General features: G+C 69.4%; 25 protein-coding genes, 1 tRNA gene, 1 pseudogene and 1 riboswitch. Of the genes and pseudogenes, 13 read left to right on the plus strand and 14 right to left on the minus strand.

All coding sequences use genetic code 11. The features are described 5' to 3' along the window. Positions 1–7 precede the first annotated feature (7 nt). Complete coding sequence (locus HRC28_RS08550; protein ID WP_237111754.1) at positions 8–940, plus strand: DMT family transporter; 933 nt, start codon at positions 8–10, stop codon at positions 938–940. Here HRC28_RS08550 and HRC28_RS08555 read toward each other — a convergent pair. Both HRC28_RS08555 and HRC28_RS08560 read right to left on the minus strand, forming a co-directional pair. After that, positions 937–1341 carry an HNH endonuclease gene (locus HRC28_RS08555; protein ID WP_182379691.1) on the minus strand — a complete coding sequence of 135 codons (405 nt, stop codon included), beginning with the start codon at positions 1339–1341 and terminating at the stop codon, positions 937–939. The two genes, HRC28_RS08550 and HRC28_RS08555, sit on opposite strands and share 4 nt — an antisense overlap. 49 nt (positions 1342–1390) lie before the next feature. Then, a tRNA-Thr gene (locus HRC28_RS08560) sits at positions 1391–1466 on the minus strand. Between the two features lie 127 nt (positions 1467–1593). Here HRC28_RS08560 and HRC28_RS08565 point away from each other — a divergent pair. Continuing rightward, positions 1594–2766, plus strand: coding sequence for an MFS transporter (locus tag HRC28_RS08565; RefSeq protein WP_182379692.1), 1173 nt, complete (start codon positions 1594–1596; stop codon positions 2764–2766). Positions 2767–2775: 9 nt separating this feature from the next. Here the strand turns inward: HRC28_RS08565 and pdxY are convergent, their stop codons facing one another. Continuing rightward, on the minus strand, positions 2776–3621 hold the full coding sequence (pdxY, locus tag HRC28_RS08570; RefSeq protein ID WP_182379693.1) for a pyridoxal kinase PdxY: 846 nt from the start codon (positions 3619–3621) through the stop codon (positions 2776–2778). 88 nt (positions 3622–3709) lie between these two features. On the opposite strand from pdxY, the gene HRC28_RS08575 reads away from it, so the two are divergent. Continuing rightward, positions 3710–5377: a GMC family oxidoreductase N-terminal domain-containing protein gene (locus HRC28_RS08575; protein ID WP_182379694.1), complete on the plus strand. Its 1668-nt coding sequence runs from the start codon at positions 3710–3712 to the stop codon at positions 5375–5377. After that, entirely contained in the window at positions 5374–6954 is a 1581-nt protein-coding gene (locus tag HRC28_RS08580) for a succinic semialdehyde dehydrogenase (RefSeq protein ID WP_182379695.1), read from the plus strand. The genes HRC28_RS08575 and HRC28_RS08580 overlap by 4 nt, the downstream gene beginning before the upstream one ends. A 3-nt stretch (positions 6955–6957) precedes the next feature. Here the strand turns inward: HRC28_RS08580 and HRC28_RS08585 are convergent, their stop codons facing one another. From HRC28_RS08585 to HRC28_RS08605, 5 genes are all read right to left on the minus strand, one after another. Further along, on the minus strand, positions 6958–7743 hold the full coding sequence (locus HRC28_RS08585; protein WP_237111755.1) for a class III extradiol ring-cleavage dioxygenase: 786 nt from the start codon (positions 7741–7743) through the stop codon (positions 6958–6960). A 43-nt stretch (positions 7744–7786) separates the two neighbouring features. Beyond that, positions 7787–8449, minus strand: coding sequence for a uracil-DNA glycosylase (locus HRC28_RS08590; protein WP_182380533.1), 663 nt, complete (start codon positions 8447–8449; stop codon positions 7787–7789). A gap of 408 nt (positions 8450–8857) precedes the next feature. Next, the gene (locus tag HRC28_RS08595; RefSeq protein ID WP_202033276.1) at positions 8858–10042 is read right to left on the minus strand and encodes an alpha/beta fold hydrolase; all 1185 of its coding nucleotides are present in this window, start codon (positions 10040–10042) and stop codon (positions 8858–8860) included. A gap of 62 nt (positions 10043–10104) precedes the next feature. After that, a complete protein-coding gene (locus tag HRC28_RS08600; RefSeq protein ID WP_182379696.1) occupies positions 10105–10707 on the minus strand; it encodes a hypothetical protein in 603 nt (200 codons plus the stop codon). After that, the gene (locus HRC28_RS08605) at positions 10704–11294 is read right to left on the minus strand and encodes a hypothetical protein (protein ID WP_182379697.1); all 591 of its coding nucleotides are present in this window, start codon (positions 11292–11294) and stop codon (positions 10704–10706) included. The genes HRC28_RS08600 and HRC28_RS08605 overlap by 4 nt, the downstream gene beginning before the upstream one ends. 141 nt (positions 11295–11435) lie before the next feature. On the opposite strand from HRC28_RS08605, the gene HRC28_RS08610 reads away from it, so the two are divergent. Next, positions 11436–11966, plus strand: a complete 531-nt coding sequence (locus tag HRC28_RS08610) for a hypothetical protein (protein WP_182379698.1) — start codon at positions 11436–11438, stop codon at positions 11964–11966. Next, positions 11963–13231, plus strand: a complete 1269-nt coding sequence (locus tag HRC28_RS08615; protein WP_182379699.1) for a hypothetical protein — start codon at positions 11963–11965, stop codon at positions 13229–13231. The genes HRC28_RS08610 and HRC28_RS08615 overlap by 4 nt, the downstream gene beginning before the upstream one ends. Positions 13232–13239: 8 nt before the next feature. On the opposite strand, the gene HRC28_RS08620 is transcribed toward HRC28_RS08615, so the two are convergent. Further along, on the minus strand, positions 13240–14664 hold the full coding sequence (locus HRC28_RS08620) for a trehalose-6-phosphate synthase (protein WP_182379700.1): 1425 nt from the start codon (positions 14662–14664) through the stop codon (positions 13240–13242). An 80-nt stretch (positions 14665–14744) separates the two neighbouring features. On the opposite strand from HRC28_RS08620, the gene HRC28_RS08625 reads away from it, so the two are divergent. Together HRC28_RS08625 and HRC28_RS08630 are read left to right on the plus strand one after the other, a co-directional pair. Continuing rightward, positions 14745–15989, plus strand: a complete 1245-nt coding sequence (locus HRC28_RS08625) for a sensor domain-containing protein (RefSeq protein ID WP_182379701.1) — start codon at positions 14745–14747, stop codon at positions 15987–15989. Next, positions 15986–16648 (plus strand): response regulator transcription factor, encoded by a 663-nt coding sequence (locus tag HRC28_RS08630; RefSeq protein ID WP_182379702.1) that lies wholly within the window; start codon positions 15986–15988, stop codon positions 16646–16648. Before HRC28_RS08625 ends, HRC28_RS08630 begins: the two co-directional genes overlap by 4 nt. Here the strand turns inward: HRC28_RS08630 and HRC28_RS08635 are convergent. Then, positions 16627–17643, minus strand: coding sequence for a Gfo/Idh/MocA family oxidoreductase (locus tag HRC28_RS08635; protein ID WP_182379703.1), 1017 nt, complete (start codon positions 17641–17643; stop codon positions 16627–16629). The genes HRC28_RS08630 and HRC28_RS08635 overlap by 22 nt on opposite strands. Positions 17644–17778: 135 nt before the next feature. Between HRC28_RS08635 and HRC28_RS08640 the strand changes: the two genes are divergently transcribed. From HRC28_RS08640 to HRC28_RS08660, 5 genes are all read left to right on the plus strand, one after another. Beyond that, entirely contained in the window at positions 17779–18093 is a 315-nt protein-coding gene (locus tag HRC28_RS08640) for a DUF3263 domain-containing protein (RefSeq protein WP_182379704.1), read from the plus strand. Then, positions 18093–18608 carry a LytR C-terminal domain-containing protein gene (locus HRC28_RS08645; protein ID WP_182379705.1) on the plus strand — a complete coding sequence of 172 codons (516 nt, stop codon included), beginning with the start codon at positions 18093–18095 and terminating at the stop codon, positions 18606–18608. The genes HRC28_RS08640 and HRC28_RS08645 overlap by 1 nt, the downstream gene beginning before the upstream one ends. Positions 18609–18765: 157 nt before the next feature. Next, positions 18766–19608: a trehalose-phosphatase gene (otsB, locus tag HRC28_RS08650; RefSeq protein WP_182379706.1), complete on the plus strand. Its 843-nt coding sequence runs from the start codon at positions 18766–18768 to the stop codon at positions 19606–19608. A gap of 78 nt (positions 19609–19686) precedes the next feature. After that, positions 19687–19843, plus strand: a riboswitch (SAM riboswitch). A 12-nt stretch (positions 19844–19855) separates the two neighbouring features. Continuing rightward, positions 19856–21142: a threonine synthase gene (gene thrC / locus HRC28_RS08655; RefSeq protein ID WP_182379707.1), complete on the plus strand. Its 1287-nt coding sequence runs from the start codon at positions 19856–19858 to the stop codon at positions 21140–21142. 31 nt (positions 21143–21173) lie between these two features. Further along, positions 21174–21452 carry a MoaD/ThiS family protein gene (locus HRC28_RS08660; RefSeq protein WP_182379708.1) on the plus strand — a complete coding sequence of 93 codons (279 nt, stop codon included), beginning with the start codon at positions 21174–21176 and terminating at the stop codon, positions 21450–21452. 3 nt (positions 21453–21455) lie between these two features. Here the strand turns inward: HRC28_RS08660 and HRC28_RS08665 are convergent, their stop codons facing one another. From HRC28_RS08665 to HRC28_RS08675, 4 genes and pseudogenes are all read right to left on the minus strand, one after another. Further along, positions 21456–21674 (minus strand): hypothetical protein, encoded by a 219-nt coding sequence (locus HRC28_RS08665; protein ID WP_182379709.1) that lies wholly within the window; start codon positions 21672–21674, stop codon positions 21456–21458. Positions 21675–21693: 19 nt separating this feature from the next. After that, positions 21694–22650, minus strand: coding sequence for a DUF6596 domain-containing protein (locus HRC28_RS08670; protein ID WP_237111756.1), 957 nt, complete (start codon positions 22648–22650; stop codon positions 21694–21696). A gap of 57 nt (positions 22651–22707) precedes the next feature. Beyond that, positions 22708–22998 (minus strand): annotated as a pseudogene (locus tag HRC28_RS25745) (sigma factor); the annotation flags it as partial. Beyond that, positions 22926–23291, minus strand: a complete 366-nt coding sequence (locus tag HRC28_RS08675) for a YciI family protein (RefSeq protein WP_182379710.1) — start codon at positions 23289–23291, stop codon at positions 22926–22928. The pseudogene HRC28_RS25745 and the gene HRC28_RS08675, both read right to left, overlap by 73 nt. Positions 23292–23343 lie beyond the last annotated feature (52 nt).

Below are 23343 nucleotides of genomic sequence, written 5' to 3' on the forward strand. Positions count from 1 at the left end.
TCGACGAGTGACGTCAACGCCCGCCCAGGCCGCCCCCGAAACTCCGGTCGTCACGGGACCGCCGCCCTGGCAACCCATTGCCGCGATCGGCGTCACCCTCGTCCTGTGGGCCTCTGCCTTCGTGGCGATCCGTCACCTCGGGCGCGAAGTGACACCCGGCGCGCTGTCGCTGGGGCGGCTGCTGATTGCAGCGATCGTTCTTTCGGCACTGCTGGCGCGGGCGCCGCGGACTCGCTTCACCCGCAACGAACTGATGCTGCTGGTCGGCTGCGGCGTCGCGTGGTTCGGCATCTACAACCTCGCCCTCAACGACAGCGAGCGTCGGATCGACGCCGCCACGGCCGCGATGGTCGTGCAGGTCGGGCCGATCCTGATCGCCCTGTTCGCTGCGCTCTTCCTCGGCGAGCGGCTCACGGGCTGGCTGCTGGTCGGGATGGCCATCGCCTTCGGCGGCGTGGTCGTGATCGGCAGCGCGATGCGGGGCGAGGGCGGCTCCGACCTCGACGGGGTCCTGCTCGCCCTGCTCGCCGCGGCGACGTACGCGATCGGGGTGGTGTGCCAGAAGGTGCTGCTCCGGCGGCTCTCCGGGCTCGAGGTGACCTGTTACGCCTGCTGGATCGGCGCAATCGTCTGCCTGCCGTGGGTCGGTGACCTGGGTGACGTGATCCGGAACGGCAGCACCGACACGTTGCTGTGGATCGCCTACCTGGGCGTCTTCCCGACGGCGATTGCGTTCAGCACTTGGGCCTTCGCGCTGCGTTACACCGACGCCGGCAAGCAGGCGCTGACCACCTTCTTGGTGCCGGCCATCGCGACCGTGATGGCGTGGGTCCTGCTCGACGAGGTGCCGCCGGCGCTGGCGTTCGCTGGTGGTGCGCTCTGTGTCGTCGGGGTGCTGGTGACGCGGCGGAAGCCCCGTGTTGCCGCACCCATCGGCTAGTACGACTGCCCGTTCGCGTAGCGCTCGCGGCGGAAGTGCCGCCCCTTGCCACGATTCCTGTTCTTGAACGTCGGCAGTTGCGAGTCGCAGTTCGGGCAGATCATGCGCAGGTTCTCGCGGCGGTTGTTGGCAGCATCGCCGTCGATGTGGTCGAGGACGAAGACCAAGGGCTGGCCGTTCCACTCCTCGACGATCCCGCAGATCTCGCAGCAGCCGTCCTGTGCGTCCAGGAGGTATCGGCGAACGTAGTGGCCGCGTTGGCCGGTGGCTCGTGCGTGGCCGGTGGCCAACCACTCTGCGGTCTTGGCAGTGCGTTCAAGCGACCGTTGGCAGGCGACGCTGCAGTACACCTTCTGGCTTGGTTTGGTCATCGAGGTGCCGCACCCGAGACAGGTTCGCATGGTGACAAGACTAGGAACGACCGCCGACACAAGGAGGGGCGAAGACCTTTGGGGCCGGTGACAGGAATCGAACCTGCGACCCTCTTATTACAAGTAAGACGCTCTGCCAACTGAGCTACACCGGCCTGCGCCCATCACTGAGCACCGGAGCATCCTAGTCAGCGCAGTTGCCGCACCTCGAACCGCTCCGGCGGTACGGCGATCGCGTCCCTGCGGAGTTGGTGCTCCAACGGCCCTGCGTACCGTTCGCCCATGACCGATCGGCCGCCGCGCAGGGTCCTCGCGACTCTTTGCGTGACGGTGACGGTCAGCTACGGCACGCTCTACTACGCCTTCGCCGTGCTGGCGCCCACGATCTCGACCGACACCGGGTGGTCCCTGACCGCGATCACCGCCGCGTTCTCCGCCGGGAGTCTCGCCACCGGAGTGGCCGGGATCCCGGCGGGGCGGGCGATCCAGGCGGGCGGCCCGCGCAAGGTCATGGTGGCCGGCGGATGTGTCGGTGCGGCGGGACTGCTGCTCGTGGCGGTCGCGCCGACGTACCCGCTCTTCCTCGTGGCCATGGTCGTGTGCGGCACGGGTGGGGCCGGCCTGTTCTACGCGCCCGCGTTTGCCGCGATCACCCACTGGTACGGCGCGCGCCGGGTCGAGGCGCTGACGGCGCTCACGCTCGTGGCGGGCTTCGCCAGCACCATCTTCGCGCCGACGACGACCCTGCTGGCCGAGCGCACCTCGTGGCGCACCACCTACCTGATGCTGGCTGTGCTCCTCCTGGTCGTCGCGGTACCGCTGCACCACTTCGCGCTCCGGCTTGCCTGGCAGCCGGTGGAGGCGGGGCACCATGCGGCCACCGACCGCGACGTCGTCACCAGCGCCGCCTTCGTGCTCGTCGCGATCGGTTTCACCCTGGCCACCCTGGCGATGTATGCGTCGATCGTGGCGTTCGTGCCGCTCCTGATCGAGCGCGACCTCACTCCTGGGCTCGCCGCCTGGGCGCTCGGTCTCGGAGGAGCCGGGCAGGTCGTCGGGCGCCTCGCCTACCCGGCACTCAGCCGGACGCTCGGACTGCGAGCCCGGGTCGGCCTGATGACCTCCGCGCTGGCGGTGACCATCGCCGTGTTCGCGGTCGTGCCGGGTCCGGCGTCGCTGCTCGTGCTCGGTGCCGTCGTGGCCGGCGCTGCCCGTGGGCTCTTCACGCTCGTGGGCGCGCTGCTGGTCACCGACCTGTGGGGGCCGGAGCGCTACGCAACCCTCAATGGAGTCCTCGGCGCGCCCGTCGCCGTGGCCACGGCCGTCGGGCCGTTCGTGGGTGCCGGTCTGGCCGAGGTGGCCGGTGGTTATCCGGTCACGTTCGCTGTGCTGGGTGGCATCGCCGCCGTGGGCGCGGTGCTGTCCGTCGCGGCTGTGGGGATGGTCGAGCGCTGACGGTCGCGCTCACCGCAGTTGCCGCACCTCGAACCGCTCCGGGGGAGCGGCAATCGCGTCCTGTGCGGCTATCAGTTGGAGCTCGCGTGTTCCGGCAGCCAGGGTGCGCTCGAGGACGGTGAAGACCGACGAGGTGGTCAGGCCCAGGGCGGTCGCGGGGGAGCCGGAGGCGTGCAGGTGCGCGAGGTACAGCGCGGCCGTCAGGTCGCCGCCACCGTTGGGCGCGATCGGCAGGACCGGGGTGGTGACGGCCCAGGCGCCGGCGTCGGAGACCGCTACGACGTCGAGGGTCTCGCTGTCGTCGTACCGGACCGAGGTGACGAGGACGTCCCGCGGCCCCCGATCGCGTACGACGTCAATAGCCGCCAGCACGTCCTCGACCGTGCGTGCTTCACGACCGGCCAGGAACTCGAGTTCGAAGTGGTTGGGCGTCAGGACGTCGGCATGGGGCACCACCTCGTCGCGCAGGTACTCCGGGATCCCGGGCCGCACGAAGATGCCGCGGCCCACGTCGCCGATGACCGGGTCGCAGCAATAGATGGCGTCGGGGTTGAGTTCCTTGACCCGGGCGACGGCTTCGAGGATGACCGCACCCATTGCAGGGTCGCCCTGGTAGCCGGACAGCACCGCGTCGGCCGACCCCAGCACGCCGCGGTCATCGATGCCGGCGATGACGTCGCGCACGTCGGCCGGGTCCAGCAGCGGGCCGCGCCAGGCGCCGTACCCGGTGTGGTTCGAGAAGTGCACCGTGAACACCGGCCAGACCTCGTGGCCGAGGCGTTGCAGCGGGAAGACCGCTGCCGAGTTGCCGACATGCCCGAACGCGACCGAGGACTGGATGGACAGGATCTTCACCGGAACATCCTCCCAAACGAAACCCTTTCGTAACGAAACTAGAACGCGTTACAGTTAGCGGACCACAGTGACGAGGGATGGGACTGGCATGGCCAAGCGCGCGAGCAAGAACAACCAGCGCAGCAGTGAAGCCGACTACGTGGTGGTCGGATCCGGGAGCTCCGGGGCGATCGTCGCGGGTCGTCTGGCCCAGTCGGGCGCGAGCGTGATCCTGCTCGAGGCGGGCAAGAGCGACGACAAGGGCCTGCACGGCTACATGTCCAAGGTTCCCGGCATGATCGGCCCGATGCACTCCGAGCCCAAGCTCGAGGCGAAGTTCGACTGGGGCTACCGCTCGGTTCCCCAGGCCGGTCTCGATGGACGCCGGATGCCCGCCCCGCGCGGCAAGGTCGGCGGCGGCTCGTCCTCGGTCAACGGCATGGTCTACGTGCGCGGCAACCGCGCCAACTACGACTCGTGGGCCGCTGAGGGCAACACGGGTTGGTCCGCCGACGACGTCAACAAGGCGTTCAAGCGCTACGAGGACTTCGAGGACGGCGAGGACGCCTACCGCGGCTCCGGAGGCCCCATCAAGATCACCCGCAACAAGACCCCGCAGGAGGCGACCCTCCAGTTCATCCAGGCCACCTCCGACACCCTCGGCGTCAAGGTCAACGACGACTACAACGGTGCCGAGCAGGAGGGCATCTCCCGGATGCAGCAGAACGCTGCGGACGGCCTGCGCTACTCCTCGACCCGCGGCTACGTGCACCACCTCAACCCGCGCACCCTCGAGTTCCAGACCGAGGTGCACGTCGAGAAGGTCGTGATCAAGGACGGCCGGGCCACCGGTGTCGAGGTCCTCGACCAGGGCAAGGGCGGCGGCACCCGCCGCTTCATCAGGGCCGGCAAGGAGGTGATCCTCTCCTCGGGGTTCATCAACAGCCCGCAGCTGCTGATGCTGTCCGGTGTCGGTCCCGCCGACCACCTGGCCTCGCTCGGCATCGAGGTGATCGCGGACCTGCCGGTGGGCGACAACCTGCACGACCACCTGTTTCACCCGCTGTCGTTCCACATCCCGAGCGTCACGTACCGCGGCAACCCGTGGACGTTCGCGAAGGGGACCGCGCGCAACCTCGCCGGTCGCAAGTCCTTCCTCGACAACTCGGTCTTCGAGTCGGTCGGGTTCATCCGCTCCGGCCTGGCGACCGATGTCCCCGACATCCAGCTGCACGCGCTGCCGTGGACCTACCCGAGCCCCAACCAGGACGAGCCGATCCGGCACATGCCCGACCCGCGTCCCGGCCTCACCGTCTTCTCGACGCTGATCTATCCGAAGAGCCGGGGCACGATCCGCCTCGCGTCCTCGGACCCGATGACCGCACCACTCATCGACTACGGCTTCTTCAGCCACCCCGACGACGTCGAGGTGCTGGCCCAGGGCACCGAGATGATCCGCGAGATCATGGCGTCCGCCGCCTTTGGTGGGGGCGTGAAGGCCGAGATCCACCCGGGTCCGTCGATCGCCAACGGCAAGGACCTGCGGGTCGCGCTCAAGCAGCGGTCCACGTCGGTCTACCACGGTGTCGGCACCTGCCGGATGGGCGTCGACGAGCGTGCGGTCGTCGGCCCGGACCTGAAGGTCCGTGGCATCGAGGGCCTGCGGGTCGCGGACGCGTCGATCATGCCGTCGATCACGGGTGGCAACACCAACGCGCCCTGCTACATGATCGGCGAGATGGCGGCCGAGATCATCCTGGGCGGGGCGAACTGGTGACCTCGTCCACGCAGGCCCCGGTCCGGCCGGCCTCGGTCACCGACGAGCTGCTCGACCGCCTGGTTGCGCGGGTCCCGGGCCGCACGGGCGTGACCTGGAAGCTGACCGAGGTCTACTCCGGTGAGGTCCTCGTCGAGCTCCCGCAGTCGACGCCCGAGGACATCGAGGCAGCGTTCGAGGAAGCGCGAGCGGCCCAGCGGCTGTGGGCCCAGTGGCCGGTGGCCAAGCGGGTCGAGGTCTTCAAGCGTGCGCACACGCTGCTGGTCGACAACGCCCACACGACCGCCGACCTGATCCAGGTCGAGAGCGGCAAGAACCGTCGGATGGCGATCGAGGAGTCCTGCGATCCGCCGATGGTGATGAGCTACTACATCAAGCGGGCGCAGAAGCTGCTCAAGCCGGCCAAGCACGCGGGGCCGGTCCCGATCATCTCCGGCTCCACCGAGGTCCGCGTCCCGAAGGGCGTCGTCGGCATCATCGCGCCGTGGAACTTCCCGTTCGCGACCGGCCTCTCCGACGCGATCCCGGCGCTGATCGCCGGCAACGCCGTCGTGGTGAAGCCGGACAACAAGACGGCCCTGTCGCCGCTCTTCGGCATCGCCCTCCTCGAGGAGGCGGGTCTGCCCAAGGGCCTGTTCCAGGTTGTCTGCGGCGAGGGACCGGACATCGGTCCGACGCTGATCGACAACGCCAACTACGTCATGTTCACCGGATCGACCGCCACCGGTCGGGTCATCGGCGAGCGTGCGGGACGCAACCTGATCGGCTGCTGCCTGGAGCTCGGTGGCAAGAACCCGATGATCGTCCTCGACGACCTCGACGAGGCGGGCGTCGCCGACTGGGTGGAGTCCGCGATCTTTGGTTGCTTCGGCAACACCGGCCAGATCTGCATGCACATCGAGCGGATCTACCTCCCCGAGAGCCGGTACGACGAGCTGCGCTCGGCGTTCGTCGAGCGGGCCCGCAACCTGGTGATCGGGGCGACGTACGACTTCGGTCCGGAGGTCGGCTCGCTCGTCAGCCCGGATCACCGCGACCGGGTCGCCTCGCACGTCGAGGATGCCGTGGCCAAGGGTGCGAAGGTGCTGATCGGTGGCCGGGCGCGCCCGGACCTCGGGCCGGCCTTCTTCGAGCCCACCGTGCTGGAGGGTGTCACCAAGGACATGCTGGCCGGCCGCACGGAGACCTTCGGTCCTGTCGTCGGGCTGTACCCGTACCGGACCCTGGACCAGGCGATCCACCTCGCCAACGACACGGACTACGGGCTCAACGCTTCGGTGTGGAGCGGCGACATCGCCCGCGCCGAGGCAGTGGCGGCCCGGATCGACTCCGGCAACGTCAACATCAACGACGCGCTCGCGACTGCCTACGCCTCGAAGGGTTCGCCCTCAGGCGGTGTGAAGAGCTCCGGCGTCGGTGCTCGCCACGGTGACCAGGGCCTGCTGAAGTACACGGACGCCAAGAACGTCGCGGTGCTCAAGAAGCAGGTCATGGGTGCCCGGCCGGGCCAGGACTACAACGCCTACGTCAAGCAGATGATGCAGTCGCTGAAGATCATGCGGAAGCTGGGTCGCTGAGGCTCAGCCAATCTGCAGCGACCGCTTCGACAGGCCCATCCAGAACCCGTCGATCACCTGGTCGCCGGGCGCGGTGGGGTCGGTGGCTGCGCCGAGGGTGACGAACAGCGGGCTGTAGTGCTCGACGGTCGGGTGGGCGTACGGCATGCCCGGCGCCTTGTCGCGGTACGACGCCAGTTCGTCCACGTCGCCGCGGGCCATCGCCTCGCCGGCCCAGGCGTCGAAGTCCTTCGACCAGCCGGGCGCCTGGGCGTCGATCTGGAAGGACTTCAGGAACGGCAGGCCGTGGGTGAGGAAGCCCGAGCCGATGATCAGTACGCCCTCGTCGCGCAGTGACTGCAGGCGGCGCCCGATCTCCATCAGGCGGCCGGGATCGTGCGTGGGCATCGACATCTGGACCACCGGGATGTCCGCCTTCGGATACATGATCTTCAGCGGCACCCAGGCGCCGTGGTCGAGGCCGCGCGAAGCGTGCTGGTGGACCGGTTCGGTCTTCGGCATCATCGCGGTGATCCGGGCTGCGAGGTCGGAGTTGTCGGGCGTCTCGTAGGTCATCTGGTAGTACTTCGGCGCGAAACCGCCGAAGTCGTAGACCAGCGGCGCGTGGTTCGCGGACAGCGAGAGCGGCGCGGATTCCCAGTGGGCGCTGACGATCAGGATCGCCTTGGGGCGCGGCAGGTCCCGGGCCCAGGTGGCCAGTTGGCTCGACCAGAGCGGGTCGTCGAGCAGCGGGGGAGCGCCGTGCCCGATGTAGAGGGCTGGCATCCGTCCAGTCGTGTCAGTGCTCATGCCTGACACAATAGTTGAAGACTCAACTATATTCCCGGGTTGCTCAGGAAGGCAGACTCCAGTTCACGGGAGTGCTGCCCTGCTCGGCGAGCAACTGGTTGGCCCGGCTGAAGGGACGGGAGCCGAAGAAGCCCTTGTGGGCCGAGAGCGGTGAGGGGTGCGCCGACTCGATCACCGGGACCGGGTCCAGGAGCGGCGCGAGTGTCCGTGCCGGATCGCCCCAGAGGATCGCGACCATCGGGGCCCCGGCCTCTGCGCGACGGGCGAGGGCCTGGATGGCACAGGCAGTGACGTCCTCCCAGCCCTGTCGCCGGTGCGCGTGCCGCTGGCCCTGCTCGACGGTGAGCACCCGGTTGAGCAGCAGCACGCCCTGCTCGGACCAGGTGGTCAGGTCGCCGTGCTCGGGCGGCACCGCCTTGAGGTCGGTGCGCATCTCCTTGTAGATGTTCTTCAGGCTCGGCGGCAGTGGCCGCACCGAGCGGTCGACGGCGAAGCAGAGTCCGATCCCGTGCCCCGGCGTGGGGTACGGGTCCTGGCCGACGATGAGCACCCGGACCTCGGCCAGCGGCCGTTCGAAGGCGCGGAAGATCAGGTCCGGCTCAGGTGCCCAGAACTTCCCTGCAGCGGTCTCCGCATCGAGGAATCGCATCACCTCGGCGATCCGGTCCTCGACCGGGGCAAGGGCGTCAGCCCAGTCAGCGGCCATGCGGCCCTGGTCGACGAGTTGAGAAAGAGAAGCACCCACAGCCGGACAGTAACGCTCGTGCGCGGCTCCCGACGCGCAGCGGTCCCCCCAGACCCCACATGTGGTGTCCGGCCGTGGTGCTGCTCCCTCTTGCCGGCTGCTTCGCGGTGGGGCGCCCCTCTCCCTCCGAGGGGCGCACCAGCACGCGTGACAGCCAGCTCCGACGCGGACTTCGAGCCCAACTGGTCCTCCGGCAGCGCTTCCTTGCGGTGCGCCAGGCCCGGTGGGGCTCCCTCCAGCGGCTTCGAGGTCCGCGTCGGTAAGGAAGAATCTACGGAACCGGGAGGGGTCCCGGGATCGGGAGCACGGCCGTCCTCTTCTAGTCCTTTGGGACTACGACGGCACGGCGATCGGCGGTACCGATCAGGGTCACTTCGACAGCGCGCGCGACGAGGCGGAACCGTGCCGACGCTTGCGGCTGGTGCCGATCGGGGCTTCCGGCTGGTTGTCCGTGGACCACTCGGTGATCCACTCGTCCATCGCCAACCACGTTGTGTGCCGGGCCGCGCGCCCCGTCAGCATGCCGAGGTGTCCGCCGGGGACGACCTCGAAGCGCACCTCCGGTGACCCCTTCAACAGCGGTACGACGGCCCGCACTGCCGGGACCGGGGCGATGCCGTCCGTGGCACCGCCGAACACCAGCACGGGGACGTCGATCTTGCCGAGGTCGATCACGCGGTCGTCGAGCTCGAACAGGCCCTGCGCGAGCTGATTGCCCTTGGCGAAGCGGTGGTAGAGCTGCCCGAACGTGCGGCCCGGGTAAGCGATCATGTTGGCGGTGAACCGGTCGACCGCCTCGACCTGCGCGAGGAACTCGCGGTCGTCGATGTGCTGGGCCAGCGCGATCGGCTTGGTCACCATCTTCTGGAAGGCGCTGAGTTGGAAGGCCCACTTCACGAGCGGCTTCGGGGCACCGCCGAGCATCTGGTAGCCCTTGGTGATCGGGCCCTTGCCGTTGAACATGTTCAGCAGTGGCCGGAGCGGGGCCAGCAGCGGCACCAGCGACACGTCGATGGGGGAGCCGACCACGGACAGCGAGGCCACCGGCAGCTTGCCGGACTTCTCGTCGGCGAGGGTCAGCAGCGAGAAGATGCCGCCGAGGCTCCAGCCGATCAGGTGCACCGGGCGTCCGCCGGCGTGTTCGGACACCTCGCGGATCGCGGTCGGCAGGACCTCGTCGACCCAGTGCTCCATGCCGAGATTGCGGTCCCGGAACGACACCTCGCCGTACTCCAGCAGGTACGTCGGCCGGCCCTCGGTGACGAAGTGCTCGACGAGCGAGCAGCCGCGGCGCAGGTCGTAGCAGAGCGCGGGCGCAGCGAGCGGCGTCACGAGCAGGACGGGGTCGCCCTTCTGGACGACGGTGCCGGCCGGTCGGTAGTGATAGACCTCGCGCAGCGTGCCTTCATCGATCAGGGTGCGCGGCATCGGACGCAGGTCGGCCAGGCCGCCGTACAACACCTTGTGGGCCACGTTGCTGGCAGCAGCAACGACCTGATCGGGGCCGGGGAGCAGACCGGCTCCCGGAACCGAACGCAGGGGGAGCAGATCCATGGGTGAACGCTACCGCGCGGAAGCCTTCCCGGCGGGCCTCGTCCGCGGCTGGCGAAGCCCGGTCACTTCCACTCGATCGAGGCCAGGGTCGCCTCGATCCATGCGCGACTGCTCGGGCCCTTCTCGAAGAAGCTGAACAGGATGTGGAAGGACACGCCGTTGTGCCGCGTGCCGAAGACGTGGACGAGCTGGCCGTTGTCGATCGTTTCGGCGGTCCACCCCTCGACGCCGTCGATGACGCGGTTCTCCCCGCGTTTCAACGGCGAGTCGACCTTGAGGGTGCGGACGCTCGCCTCGTAGTCGGTGTCGAGGTCCGTGACGTCGTCGCCCGCCTTCAGCGGGACCACGGCGGCCTCGACGTCGTACGGGTTGAGGTCAGCGTCGTAGGCGCTGGCAACGAGCTTGCCGTCGAAGTACCACTCGAGGTCACCGGGGAGGCGGAAGCTGACGTGGGCATCCTTGACGAGGGGGCCGGGCGGCGCGACATCCGTGGTGGGGCTGGAGGGCGAGGTTGCCGAGGAGTCGACCGTCGACGGCGAGGTGGCGGGTGGGTCGCTGGGACCTGCGCCCTTGTCATCGCCGTCCCCGCACGCGGTCAGGCCGGTCGCGAGGCCGATCGCGAGGATGACGGCCGGTGCCCATCGGCGGCCGCGCACGCGCATCATTTCCACTCGATCGAGGCCAGCACGGCCTCGATCCACTCAAGGGTTCGCGGGTCCTTCTTGGGGAAGCCGAAGAAGAGGTCGAAGGACACGCGATTGTGCCTCGTCCCGAACGCATAGATGAGTTGGCCGTTTTCGACAGTCTGGGCGGTCCAGCCCTCGACGCCATCGACAACGCGGTTCTCCCCGCGCTTGAGGGGCGGGTCGTAGGGAAGGTCGCCGGCGGTGACCTCGTAGTCCTTCGCGAGGTCAGCGACATCGTCCCCGGCCTGCAGAGGCACCAGGGTGGCGTCGACGTCGAAGGCGTTGAGATCGTCGTCATAGGTGGTTGCGCCGAGGCCTCCGCGGCCGAGGTTCCATTCGACACCTGCGGGCAGCCGGTAGGAGAACTCGTCGCTCTCGACGAGGGTGCCGCTTGCTGGCTCCACGCCCGTGCTCTCGCTGGATGGTGAGCCCGATGGGGTGCTGTCCGTGGACGGCGAGGTGGCCGGCGAGTCGCTGGTGCCAGGGTCCGGTCGCTCGGCGCTCTTGCAGCCTGCGAGGAGCAGGCTTGATGTCAGGACCAGAGCGAGTACGAGTCGAGTGAGCACGGTGCACCACCTTCCGAGATGTCGAGATCACCCTAGCGAGGCCTAGAATCTGGACGGGCAAGTGTTTGCCTGTCGTCGTCGCGGGTATGTCCGCGATGACGCCGCCACCTTCGGCGGTTCTCGGATGGAGGGATTGCCCACGTGTTGCCCGAACAGTTCGCAGCCTTCACTGCTGCTGCGGTCAAGGCGTCGCCCACAGGGCTGACGATCGTCGAGGACGCGATCAACGCCGCGGTCAGGTCGATTGACGACCAGTTGGTGAACCTCGATCACCAGACGTTCGGCGCCGACGGCTTCATTCCCGTGTCTGCGTTCGGGGCAGCGGATCGGTCGCCCGAGCTCGCACTCCACCACACGCGAGCGCACGCCGTGATCGAGACGACCCTGATCGGCGTGAAGAAGGACCTGGAGAGGTTCCGGACTGCCTGCGTCGAGGCTCGCGCACTGATCACCGGAGCCGATGTCCAGGCTGGTGACGATTCCCGACTGCTGGCTGCGCGTGTCCTCGCCGAGGGAACGACGGGCAACGCCAGCGACGAGTACTACAACCAGGCTGTCCACACGGAGGCCGACGCGGTGCCCACCGAGGAGAACCCGCACGGCGAGGAGGTTCCCGCTCGAGTGGGGACTCCGGTCGGCGGAAAGATCCTGGACCCGGAGGAGGACCGATGACTGGTCAGCACGTGCGGAAGCTTCTGGCGGCGACGGCCTCGTCGAGCCACGAGCAGGTGCTGGCTTCCCAGGAAGCCTGGCACGACGGATTCGTTGCACTCAGGATCTTGAGCGAGACGCTCAACACCACCGCAAGCGAGGTGGAGCGAGGTTTCGCTGACGGCGTGGCCGTTGACGAAGAAGGCACCGCGGCTCGGGGCCGTCTGGCGTTCGAGACCCTGCGGGACGACGTCGTGATTCCGCGCCGCGACCAGATGAAGTCTGCGAGCGATGCCCTCCGGATCGCTGCCCAGAAGTTGCGCGCGGCGGAGAACATCCGCGCCGACATGCCTGAGTCCCCTCCTGGCGACCGGCCGACGCCACCCTCGTCCTATGGCACCGAGGACGAAGCCGAAGCGGTCCGTGCCCAGCGCATCTACAACAACCAGGTGACCTCGCACAATGCTGCGGTCTCCGCCTACGCCGACGCCGACGAGAAGGCGCGCGTGAAGCTCCAGGATCTCGACACTGCGTACGCCGAAGCCTCGGTGGTGCTCGCGAAGATCCATGGTGAGCCGGTCTACCCCGAGGATCTCCCGCCGCCCGGAGACCCGGGCCCTGGCGGGTTCCCGGTCGGTCCGACCGGTGGTCCTCGCCCGCCGTTCCCGGAGCCCCACCCGCCCGGGCCTGGCCCCGGACCGGGACCTGGCCCCGGACCTGGCCCCGGACCTGGCCCCGGACCTGGCCCCGGACCGGGCACCGACCCCGATCTGCACTCCCCGGGGCCGGTGGGCGGCACCTTGGGCAATCCCGGCTCCGGTCCTCCTTCGGGTGGGGGTGGCGGACTCGGCATCAACCCGATCATCGGCGGCGGCCTCGCGGCCGGCGTCTTCGGTGGCCCCGGCCTGGTCAAGGCGGTCAAGGGTGTCCTCGGCGGACGGGGCGGCCTCGGCTCCACGAACGGAACCATCGGATCGACGACCCGCACCGGAGGCACGGGCACGCTCGGTGGCCGCCCCGGCGGCGTTGGCGCCGCGCCGGGCAGTCAGGCCGGCCGCGGTGGCGGTCGACCTGGGGGAGCAGGCGGCGGTCGCGGTGGTGCCGGCGCTCCCGGTACGGCCGGTAGCCGTGGTCGCGGTGCCGGTGGCGCCCGCGGAGCGGCGGGCGCCGGCGCGGGCGGTCGTGGACGCAAGGGCCGTGACGAGGAGGGCCGCGAGCGCGACCTCTTCGATGACGGCAGCGACTGGATCGACGACGAAGGCGCCGGGCCCGACGTACTCGGCTGACAGGCCCGTCAGGAACGCGTGGCGGGCAGCACCGACTTCGAGTGCTGTCCGTCCTCGGCGAGTTCGATCATGAAGCTGTCGGCCCAGGCCTTCACGTCGTGCTGGGCGATCTGCTTGCGCATCGCCTTCATCCGGCGCGTGAGCTCCTTCGGTTCGGCCTGGTAGGCCTCCAGCAGCGCTGCCTTCATCCCGTTCATGTCATACGGGTTCACCAGCCACGCCTGGCGCAACTCGTCGGCCGCCCCGGCGAATTCCGAGAGCACGAGGGCACCGTCCTCCTCGGTCCGGCAGGCGACGTACTCCTTGGCGACGAGGTTCATGCCGTCGCGGTACGGCGTCACGACCATGATGTCGGCGGCTCGATAGAGCGCGGCCATCTCCTCGCGGGGGTACGACGTGTGCAGGTAGCTGATCGCCGGCGTACCGATCCGGCCGAGGTCGCCGTTGAGCCGTCCGACCAGACGGTCGATGTCGTCACGCAGGTTGCGGTAGTGCTCGACCCGTTCCCTCGACGGCACGGCGACCTGGACGAAGACGGCGTCGTCGACGGTCAGGTGGCCGTCGGTGATCAGCTCACCGAACGCGCGCAGCCGGGCGTAGATGCCCTTGGTGTAGTCCAGGCGGTCGATGCCGAGGAAGATCCGGCTCGGGTTGCCGAGCGCGTCGCGGATCGCGGCCGCACGTTCGGTGACGGCCTCGGACCGGGCGAGTTCCTCGAAGCCGGCGGCGTCGATCGAGATCGGGAAGGCCGCGGCCCGCACCGTGCGGCCGTCAGGCAGGTAGACGAGGTCGCGGTGCGTCTTGTGGCCCACGCGCTGGCGCACCAGGCGGATGAAGTTCTGGGCAGCGCCCGGCAACTGGAAGCCGACGAGGTCGGCGCCGAGCAGGCCTTCGAGGATCTGGCGCCGCCACGGCAGCTGCTGGAAGAGCTCGGCCGGCGGGAACGGGATGTGGAGATAGAAGCCGATCCGGAGGTCGGGCCGCAGCTCGCGGAGCATCTGCGGCACGAGCTGCAGCTGGTAGTCGTGGACCCAGACGGTCGCGCCCTTGGCGGCCAGCTCAGCGGTCTTCTCGGCGAACCGACGGTTGACCTTGACGTAGGAGTCCCACCACTCACGGTGGAACTCCGGCTTCGCCACGAGGTCGTGGTAGAGCGGCCAGAGGGTTCCGTTGGAGAAGCCTTCGTAGTGCTCCTCGATCTCGTCGGCGCTCAGCGCCAGCGGCACCAACTGCAGGCCGTCGACCTTGAACGGCTTGAGGCGCTGCTCGGAACCGCCGGACCAGCCGACCCAGACACCGTCATGGGCCCGCATCACCGGCTCGATCGCGGACACGAGGCCGCCGGGCGATGGACGCCACGTCGTTTTCCCGTCGCGCTCGGTCACACGGTCCACCGGAAGGCGGTTGGCGACGATCACGAGGTCATGGGCCACGTGGCAACCCTAGTGGGGGAGCACGAAGTGTCGGGCTGGCTGGATGGTGGCGCGCCGCGTACGTTCCTAGCGTGGAGCCCATGAACCTGTTCCGACGGCTCCTCCTCGACTCCGGCTACGCGCTGACGTCCCCCCTGCTCGTGGTCCCCGCGTTCAGCCTGGTGATCGCGGGGCTGGCCGCCGGTGTCGGCACGTTGGTGGTCGCGGGCGTGGGCCTCGCGATCCTCGTCGGGACGTCGTACGTCGCCCGCGGATTCGCGACCGTGGAGCGGATCCGGCTGCGGTCGATGCTCGCGGTGGCGGCCCCGCAGCCGTCGTACCTCCGTCCGGTGGCAGGTGACGGAAGGATCCGCGCGTTCCTGACGCCGCTGCGTGACGTGCAGACCTGGCTGGACGTGCTGTGGTGCCTGGTCGGATTCGTGACCGGGGTGTTCGCGTTCGTGGTGACGGTCGCGTGGTGGTCCCTGACCTTCGGCGGGCTGACCTACTGGTTCTGGCAGCGCTACATCACCTTCGACGAGGAGAGCAAGGGCCTCGCGGAGATCCTCGGCTTCGGCGAGGGCCGCACGCCGGAGTCGTTGCTCAACCTGGCCATCGGCGTGGTCGCCCTGATCGCCCTGCCGCTCGTCGTGCGTGCTGCGGCCGCCCTGCACGCATCGGTTGCCCGGGTGATGCTGTGCGGTCGGGCGGAACTGCTGACCCGGGTGGACCGGGTCGAGGCCAGTCGTGAGTCGGCCCACCAGGCCGAGGCGCACTCGCTGCGCCGACTGGAGCGGGACATCCACGACGGACCGCAGCAGCGACTGATCCGGCTGGGCATGGACCTGGGCCGGGCGAAGCTCCAGCTGGCCGACGACCCGGCGACGGCGGCGGCAACGCTGGACTCTGCGGTGGCCCAGACACGCGAGGCGGTCGAGGAGTTGCGGGCGCTGTCGCGGGGCATCGCACCGCCGTTGCTGGTTGACCGCGGCCTCGATGCCGCCCTGCGGGACATGGCGTCGGGGCAGCAGATCCCCGTCGAGGTCACCGTCGAAGCTCCCGACGACCTCCCGCTGACCGTCCAGACGGCGGCCTACTTCGTTGTGGCCGAGGCGCTGACGAACATCGCGAAGCACAGCCAGGCCGTGCGGGCGCACGTCGGCGTGCAGGCGGCGGGGAACCGGCTGGTCATCACTGTGGACGACGACGGCCGCGGCGGTGCCCACGTCACTGCAGGACGTGGACTCGACGGCCTGCGGCAGCGACTGGACGGCGTCGACGGTTCGCTGGACGTCGCCTCACCCCACGGCGGGCCGACCCGGCTGCGCGCCGAGGTCGCCCTGTGAGGATCGTCGTCGCCGACGACTCGGTCCTTCTCCGCGAAGGGCTGCAACTGTTGCTGGCCGAGGCGGGGCACGACGTCGTGGCGTCCGTGGCCGACGGGCCGTCGTACGTCGAGGCGATGCTGCGGGAGCGACCGGACGTCGGCATCGTCGACGTGCGGATGCCTCCGAGCCACACCGACGAAGGCCTCCGGGCCGCTGTCGCCGTACGACGGGCCTGGCCGGAGGCGCGGATGCTGGTCCTGTCGCAGTACGTCGTCGTGTCCTATGCCGACGACCTGCTGGCGACGGGCGAGGCCGGCGTGGGCTACCTCCTCAAGGACCGGGTCAGTGAGGTGGGGGAGTTCCTCGCCGCCGTCGCGGCGATCGCCGACGGGGGCACGGCGTTGGACCCCCAGGTCGTGCGCCAACTGCTCAACCGGCGCAGCGACCCGTTGACGGCCCTGACCCCGCGCGAGCGGGAGGTCATGTCGCTGATGGCCGAGGGCCGGTCGAATGCGGCTGTCGCCGAGGCGCTGACGGTCACCCTGGGTGCGGTCGAGAAGCACACCCAACGGATCTTCGCGAAGCTCGGCCTCTCGCCGGACGACGACCAGTCGCACCGCCGGGTGCTGGCGGTGGTGGGATTCCTCCGCGCAGGTCAGGCGGGATCGTCGGGATAACGGATCCCGCAACTCGCGCGCAGCGCGTCCATCTGGCGCAGCAGCGTGAGCGTCTGCGCGTGGGGGACCAGGGGGCTCTCCCTCAGTCCCTCGCGCAGGCACCGGCCGACCTCGAGGATCTCGTTGCCGTATCCGACGCCGAGGACCGGTTCGATCCCCGTCAGCACCGTCGGCTCCGCGCTGCTGGCGCCCGGGACGAAGACGGCCTGCTCGGGGTGGTGGAACTGCGGCCCGATCTCGATCCGGCCCAGGTCGGTCGCGATCGCGGCGCGACGCGAGGACCACGACGTCATCGACGCGTTCATCGTGGCCAGCGCCCCGCCGGGGTAGCGCCCGGCGATCGCGATGTCGAGGTCGACGCCGGTCTCCGTGATGACCGCCTCCGCGGACAGCGACTCGGCCTCGCCGAGCATCAGGTGGGCGAGGGTCAGGGGGTAGATGCCCATGTCGAGCAGCGCTCCGCCACCGAGCTCCGGAGCGAACATCCGGTCGGTCAGCGGTGCGTCGACCCGGAATCCGAGTTCGGCCTGGAGGTGGCGTGGCGCGCCGAACCGGCCGGAGGCGAGCTCGCCCTGCAGTTGTCGCACGACCGGGTGGCAGGCCATCCACATCGCTTCCATCAGGAACCGGTCGTGGGTCCGCGCGAGTCGGACCATCTCCTCCGCATCGGAGGTGCGCAGGGTCAGTGGCTTCTCGCACAGCACGTGCTTGCCGGCCTCGAAGGCGGCCCGTGCCCCGTCGAGATGGAGCGCGTGCGGGGTGGCGATGTAGACCACGTCGACCGCGGGGTCGGCCAGTAGGTCGGCATAGGTCCCGTGGGCGCGGGTCCCGTCGTCGCCGTACTGGTCGGCGAAGGCACGGGCAGGGGCGATCGCGCGGGAGCCGACCGCAGCGAGGCGAGCTCCCGGGACCTGGGCGAGGTCGGTGGCGAAGGTGCGCGCGATCTTTCCGGTCGCGAGAATGCCCCACCCGATGACGTCGGCGCTTTCAGCCATGGTCGCGACCCTACTGCTGTGCGCGGGAGGCTGGGTGCGATGCCGAGACCCGCCGGGCCGGACCGAATGACATGCGTGTGATTCACCCGTTACAGTGGGTGTCAAGCAGGTACGCCCCACCGTCGAGGAGACGCCATGAACGCCGAGCGCAGCCCCCACGGGGCCGACCTCACTTCGGCTGTCCCCGCAGTTGACCACGCGGGCCTCAGCGAGCGCGATGCCGCCATCCTCGAGTTCGAGCGCCAATGGTGGAAGTACGCCGGCGCCAAGGAGAGCGCGGTCCGCGAGCAGTTCGACATGAGCGCGACCCGCTACTACCAGGTGCTCAACGCCCTCATTGACCGTCCCGAGGCGCTTGCCGCCGACCCGCTGCTCGTTCGTCGCCTGCGCCGCCTTCGCTCGCAGCGCCAGCGCCAGCGTTCCGCGCGTCGCCTCGGCTTCGAACTGTAATGACCAGCCACCGGACCCAGCGCGGCGCCGTCCTCCCGTCTCCGGTGGTGCTGCTCAGCATCCTTGCCGTCGCCCTGGCCGCGATTGCCTTCGTCGCCACCCGCGGCGGCGAGCCCGCTGAGCGCGACATCTCCGCGACCAAGGCCGCCGCGACGCCCAGCGACACCGCGACCTCGGCGGGCGCCTCGTCGACTCCGACCACGCCGGTCCAGGAGAAGCCGAAGCCCAAGCCGGTCGTTCGCAACGATCACCCGGTCGTCGTCTTCAACAACACCTCGATCAAGGGCCTCGCCGCCCGCGTGTCCGAGAAGGTCAAGGACGCCGGCTGGACCGTCTCTGCCGCCGACAACTGGTACGGCACCGTGCCGGCCACGACGGTCTACTACCCGAAGGGCAAGAAGGCTGCCGCGCAGCTCCTCGCCCTCGACCTCGGCGTGGCCCGGATCAAGCCGGCCGACACCGACGCCGACATGAGTTCGACCAACCTCACGCTGATCCTCACCGGCGACCTCTGAGTGAATTGGCCGAGCGTGTCTCCGCCGCGATGGCGGCAGCAAGCTGCCGGTCGTGCGGCTCCCGCCACGCTGCCGGCTGAGCTCCATCCCGCCCAATTCGGTTGAGAGTTCACTCACCCGACACCAGCCGCGATCATGCTCGTGGTGGGATGGAGGCGTGAAGTTCCGTTCGATCGAGGGTGAACAGAGGTACGACGCGCTGTTGCGCGTCGCTTCGCGGACCGTCGTCGGGCTCGACTTCGACGGCACCCTGTCCCCGATCGTGGACGACCCTGCTCAGGCCCACATCCACCCGGACGCTCCGGATGTCCTGGTGGAACTGGCCGAGGAGGTCGCGGCCATCGCGGTCATCACCGGTCGCCCTGCGCGCCAGGCCCTCGACCTCGGTGGTCTCGAAGAGGTCGGCGACATCCTGCAGGCCGCGGGCAAGGAACTCTTCGTCTTCGGCCAGTACGGCAACGAACGGTGGAGCTCGGGTCGCCGCCGGATCCTGGGCGCGCGCCCCCCACGGGGCCTAGCGACCTTTGAGCGCGACCTGCCCCGTGCTCTGCGTACGGCGGGCGCGGCCGACGCGTTCGTCGAGGACAAGGGACTCGCGGTGGCCGTGCACACGCGGCGGTTGCCCGACGCCGACGCTGCCTTCGACCGGCTGCTCCCGCCGCTGCGCGAGCTCGCCCGCGTGCACGGACTGGTCCTCGAACCGGGCCGCTCGGTGATTGAGGTTCGCTCGGCCGGCTCCCACAAGGGCATGGTCGTCCAGCGCCTGTCGGCCGTCCTCGATGCCGAGGGCTTCCTGTTCGCGGGTGACGACCTCGGCGACGTCGAGGCGTTCGAGGCGCTCGACGACCTCGAGAAGCAGGGGATGGCGGCGTTGCGCGTCTGTTCGGCGTCGCACGAGGAGAGCGCCCTGATCGGCATGTCGGACGTCGTGGTGCATGGCCCGGCCGGCGTACTCGACCTCCTCCAGACCTTCGCCAGAGACGCCCGCGCACGTCGCTAGATCTCAAATGGTGGACCTTCGTCTCATTGGTTGGAATCTCGATTCGGCCCGGCAGACGCCTCGCCCCTACGCTGTACCTGCTCATCCAGAGGGACTGAGGGAACGGCCCTGAGAAGTCCCGGCAACCGCCGCGAATCCCCGTACGCACCAGCTGTCAGTGAAGGCAAGCAGGTGTGTACGTCGCGGAAACGGTGCCAAATCCGACCGTCGCGAGAGTCGCGCGGGCAGATGAGAAGGAGGATTTCCCATGAGTGTTCTGACTGAAGCAGCTGAATCCAGCGAGCCGACGGCGAAGCCCGGACTTCGCGCTGGCGCCTTTGGCCACGCCACCAACCTGGCCTGCCGCGAGTGCGGTCACAAGGTCGAGCTCGGCCCGTTCTACGCCTGTCCGGAGTGTTTCGGCCCGCTGGAGATCGCCTACGACTTCCCGGCCATCACCCGCGAGGAGATCGAGGCCGGCCCGGCCAACATCTGGCGCTACAAGGCCCTGCTGCCGGTCCCGACCGACATCGAGGACAGCCCCAACACCGAGCCGGGCTACACCCGCCTGCTGAAGGCCGACAACCTCGGACGCGAACTCGGCATCACGAACCTGTGGGTGAAGGACGACTCCACCAACCCCACCAACTCCTTCAAGGACCGTGTTGTGGCCTGCGCCCTGAGCGCGGCCCGCGAGCTCGACGCCAAGGTCTTCGCCTGCCCGTCCACGGGCAACCTGGCCAACGCGGTCGCGGCCGCCGGCGCCCGTGCCGGGATCAAGACGGTCGTCTTCATCCCGAGCAACCTCGAGCAGCCCAAGCAGGTCAACTCGGCGATCTTCACCGAGAACCTCGTTGCGGTCGACGGCAACTACGACGACGTGAACAAGCTCGCCTCGGAGATCGCGGGCGAAGAGGAGGGCTGGGCGTTCGTCAACGTCAACGTCCGCCCCTACTACGCCGAGGGCTCCAAGACGCTGGGCTACGAGATCGCCGAACAGCTCGGCTGGCGCCTGCCTGACCAGATCGTCATCCCGGTCGCGTCCGGCTCGCAGCTCACCAAGGTCGACAAGGCCTTCCAGGAACTGATCAAGCTCGGCCTCGTCGAGGAGAAGCCCTACCGCATCTTCGGTGCCCAGGCCGAGGGCTGTGGCCCCGTCGCAACCGCCTTCAAGGCCGGCGTCGACGCGATCCGTCCGGTCAAGCCCGACACGATCGCCAAGAGCCTGGCCATCGGCAACCCGGCCGACGGCATCTATGTCCTCGACATCGCCCGCCGCACCGGCGGCAGCGTCGAGGAGGTCACCGACGACGAGATCCGTACGGGCATTGTCGACCTCGCCCGCACCGAGGGCATCTTCACCGAGACCGCCGGCGGCACCACCGTCGCGGTGACCCGCAAGCTGGTCGAGACCGGCCAGCTCGACCCCAACCTCGAGACCGTTGTGATCAACACCGGCCACGGACTGAAGACGCTCGACGCGATCTCCGGCCAGGTCAGCGCGGCGGCCACCATTGCTCCGACCTACGCGGCCTTCAAGGCCACTGGTCTCTGAGTCCCCCCATCACGCGCAGCAAAGGAACACCATGAGCGTCAGCGTCCGGATCCCCACCATCCTCCGCACCTACACGGGCGGCGACTCCGAGGTGAGCGCCACCGGCGCCACCGTCGCCGAGATCCTGGATGACCTCGACGGCCGTTTCGCTGGCATCAAGGGCCGGATCGTGGACGAGGACGGCAAGCTTCGCCGCTTCGTCAACGTCTACGTCAACAACGACGACGTGCGCTTCGAGCAGGACCTCGCGACCCCGACGCCGGACGGCGCCGAGATCTCCGTGATCCCCGCTGTCGCGGGTGGCTGCTGACCGCTACATCATGCGCGTCGCCACGGCGACGGCAATGATGAGCCCCACGAGGGCGACCAGGGACACAGCGGCGAAGTAGGCCGCGTGGACCTGCACGCCGTTGCCCTGTCCGTGGTGGCGGGTGAGGTCGGCGTCGCGGCTCTCGACCGCCGATCGTGCGATCTCCTGGGGTGAGAGCAGGTGCCTCGGAAGAGGCCTGGCGGACTTTCCGGATGCGTTCATGCCCGTGATTCGGAGCGGCTCACCAAATCGCTTGGTCGCGCCGCGCCCGGAGATGGGTGCGCTCGGCTTCGTTGCGGCACAGGGCGATCGCGGCGTCGTACGCCTTGAGCGCCTCGGCGGGACGGCCCGATCGCAGCAACAGTTCCGCCCGAACGGCGGGGAGCCGGTGCCCGGGCAGGGCAACGCCTTCCAGAGCTGCCAGTCCTGCCGCCGGGCCATCGCGCTCGGCGACGGCGACGGCGCGGTTGAGCCGCGTGACGGGCGTCGGGGCGAGGGCCAGCAGTTCGTCGTACCGCTGCACGATCCGGTCCCAGGCCGTCTCCTCGGCGGAGGCGGTGATCGAGTGCTCGGCGGCGACCAGCGCCTGCAGGAGGTACGGCGCGGCGGGCGCCGCCGTCAGTGGGGTCAGCAGCGCCATGGCTTCGTGGATCTCGTCGAAGTGCCAGCGGCCGCGGTCCTGATCCGGCAGCAGTACCAGTTCGCCGTCCCGCACGCGTGCGTCGCGGCGTGCGTGCTGGAAGATCATCAGTGCCAGCAGGGCGTCGAGCTCGGATCTGTCGACGTCCGCAGGGAGCACCGACCGCAGGACACGCACCAGCCGGAGGGCCTCGCCTGCCGGCTCGGGACGGAGTACGTCGGCGCCGGAGCCGGGGGCGTACCCGGCTGTGAACGCGAGGTAGGCGATGTCGGCCACGACCGCGACGCGCGCCACGAGGGCGGACGGCGGCGGGATGGTGAACTCCGCGCCCGCGAGCTTCTTGCGGGCGCGGGTCAGCCGCGCGGCCATTGTGGCCGTGGGCACCAGGAACAGGCGGGCGATCTCCTCGGTCGGCACACCCATCACCAGCCGCAGGGTCAGCGCTGCGGCGGCCTCCCGCGACAGGCGGGGGTGGGCGCAGAGCAGGACGAGGCGCAGTCGTTCGTCGATGAGCACGTCGCCTCCGTCCGCCATCACGTGCTGATCCCGCTCGCTCACGCGTGCATCGACCTCGAGCAGGGGCAGCTTGGTCGCCTGGACGGACTCATTCCGGAGCCGGTCGAGGATCCGGCGCCGCGCGGTGGTCAGCAGCCAGGCCGGGGGATTGTCGGGAACGCCGTCGGCAGGCCAACGTCGCGCCGCGGCTTCGAACGCGTCCGCCAGCCCGTCTTCGGCGAGGTCCAGGCGGCGGTAGCGCGCGACGAGCAGGGCGATCAGTCGGCCCCACTCGTCGCGCAGCAGCCGCTCGAGAGCGGCCGATACGTCCGGGCTGGTCAGCTGGCTGCCGAGTGGTCGACGGCGGGGCGGACCTCGACCGTGGTGGTCCCGTCCGCGAGCACGGAGCAGATCTCGAGCAGGTCGTCGAGGTCGTCGCTCTGCACGGAGTAGAACCCGCCGAGCTGCTCGACGGACTCGGCGAACGGGCCGTCGGTGACGGTGATGGCGTCGTCGGCACCGCGACGGATGAACTTCGCCTGGCGCGAGTGGGTCAGTTCGGCGCCGGCGGTCACGGTGTGACCGCGCTCGGCGAGCAGGCGCGAGAACTCCTCGTGCCGGCCGAACATTGCGACCTTGTCCTCGTCGGACGCGTTCTCCCAGAGGTTCTCGTCAGCGGTCAGCAGGACGGCGTACTCGGTCATGGTGAATCTCCTTGTGGGGCGTGGTGGGGAGTCTGTCACCGGTATGACGGGC

Origin of the sequence: Nocardioides sp. WS12, assembly GCF_014108865.1 — a bacterium.
In the GTDB taxonomy this organism is placed as follows: domain Bacteria; phylum Actinomycetota; class Actinomycetes; order Propionibacteriales; family Nocardioidaceae; genus Nocardioides.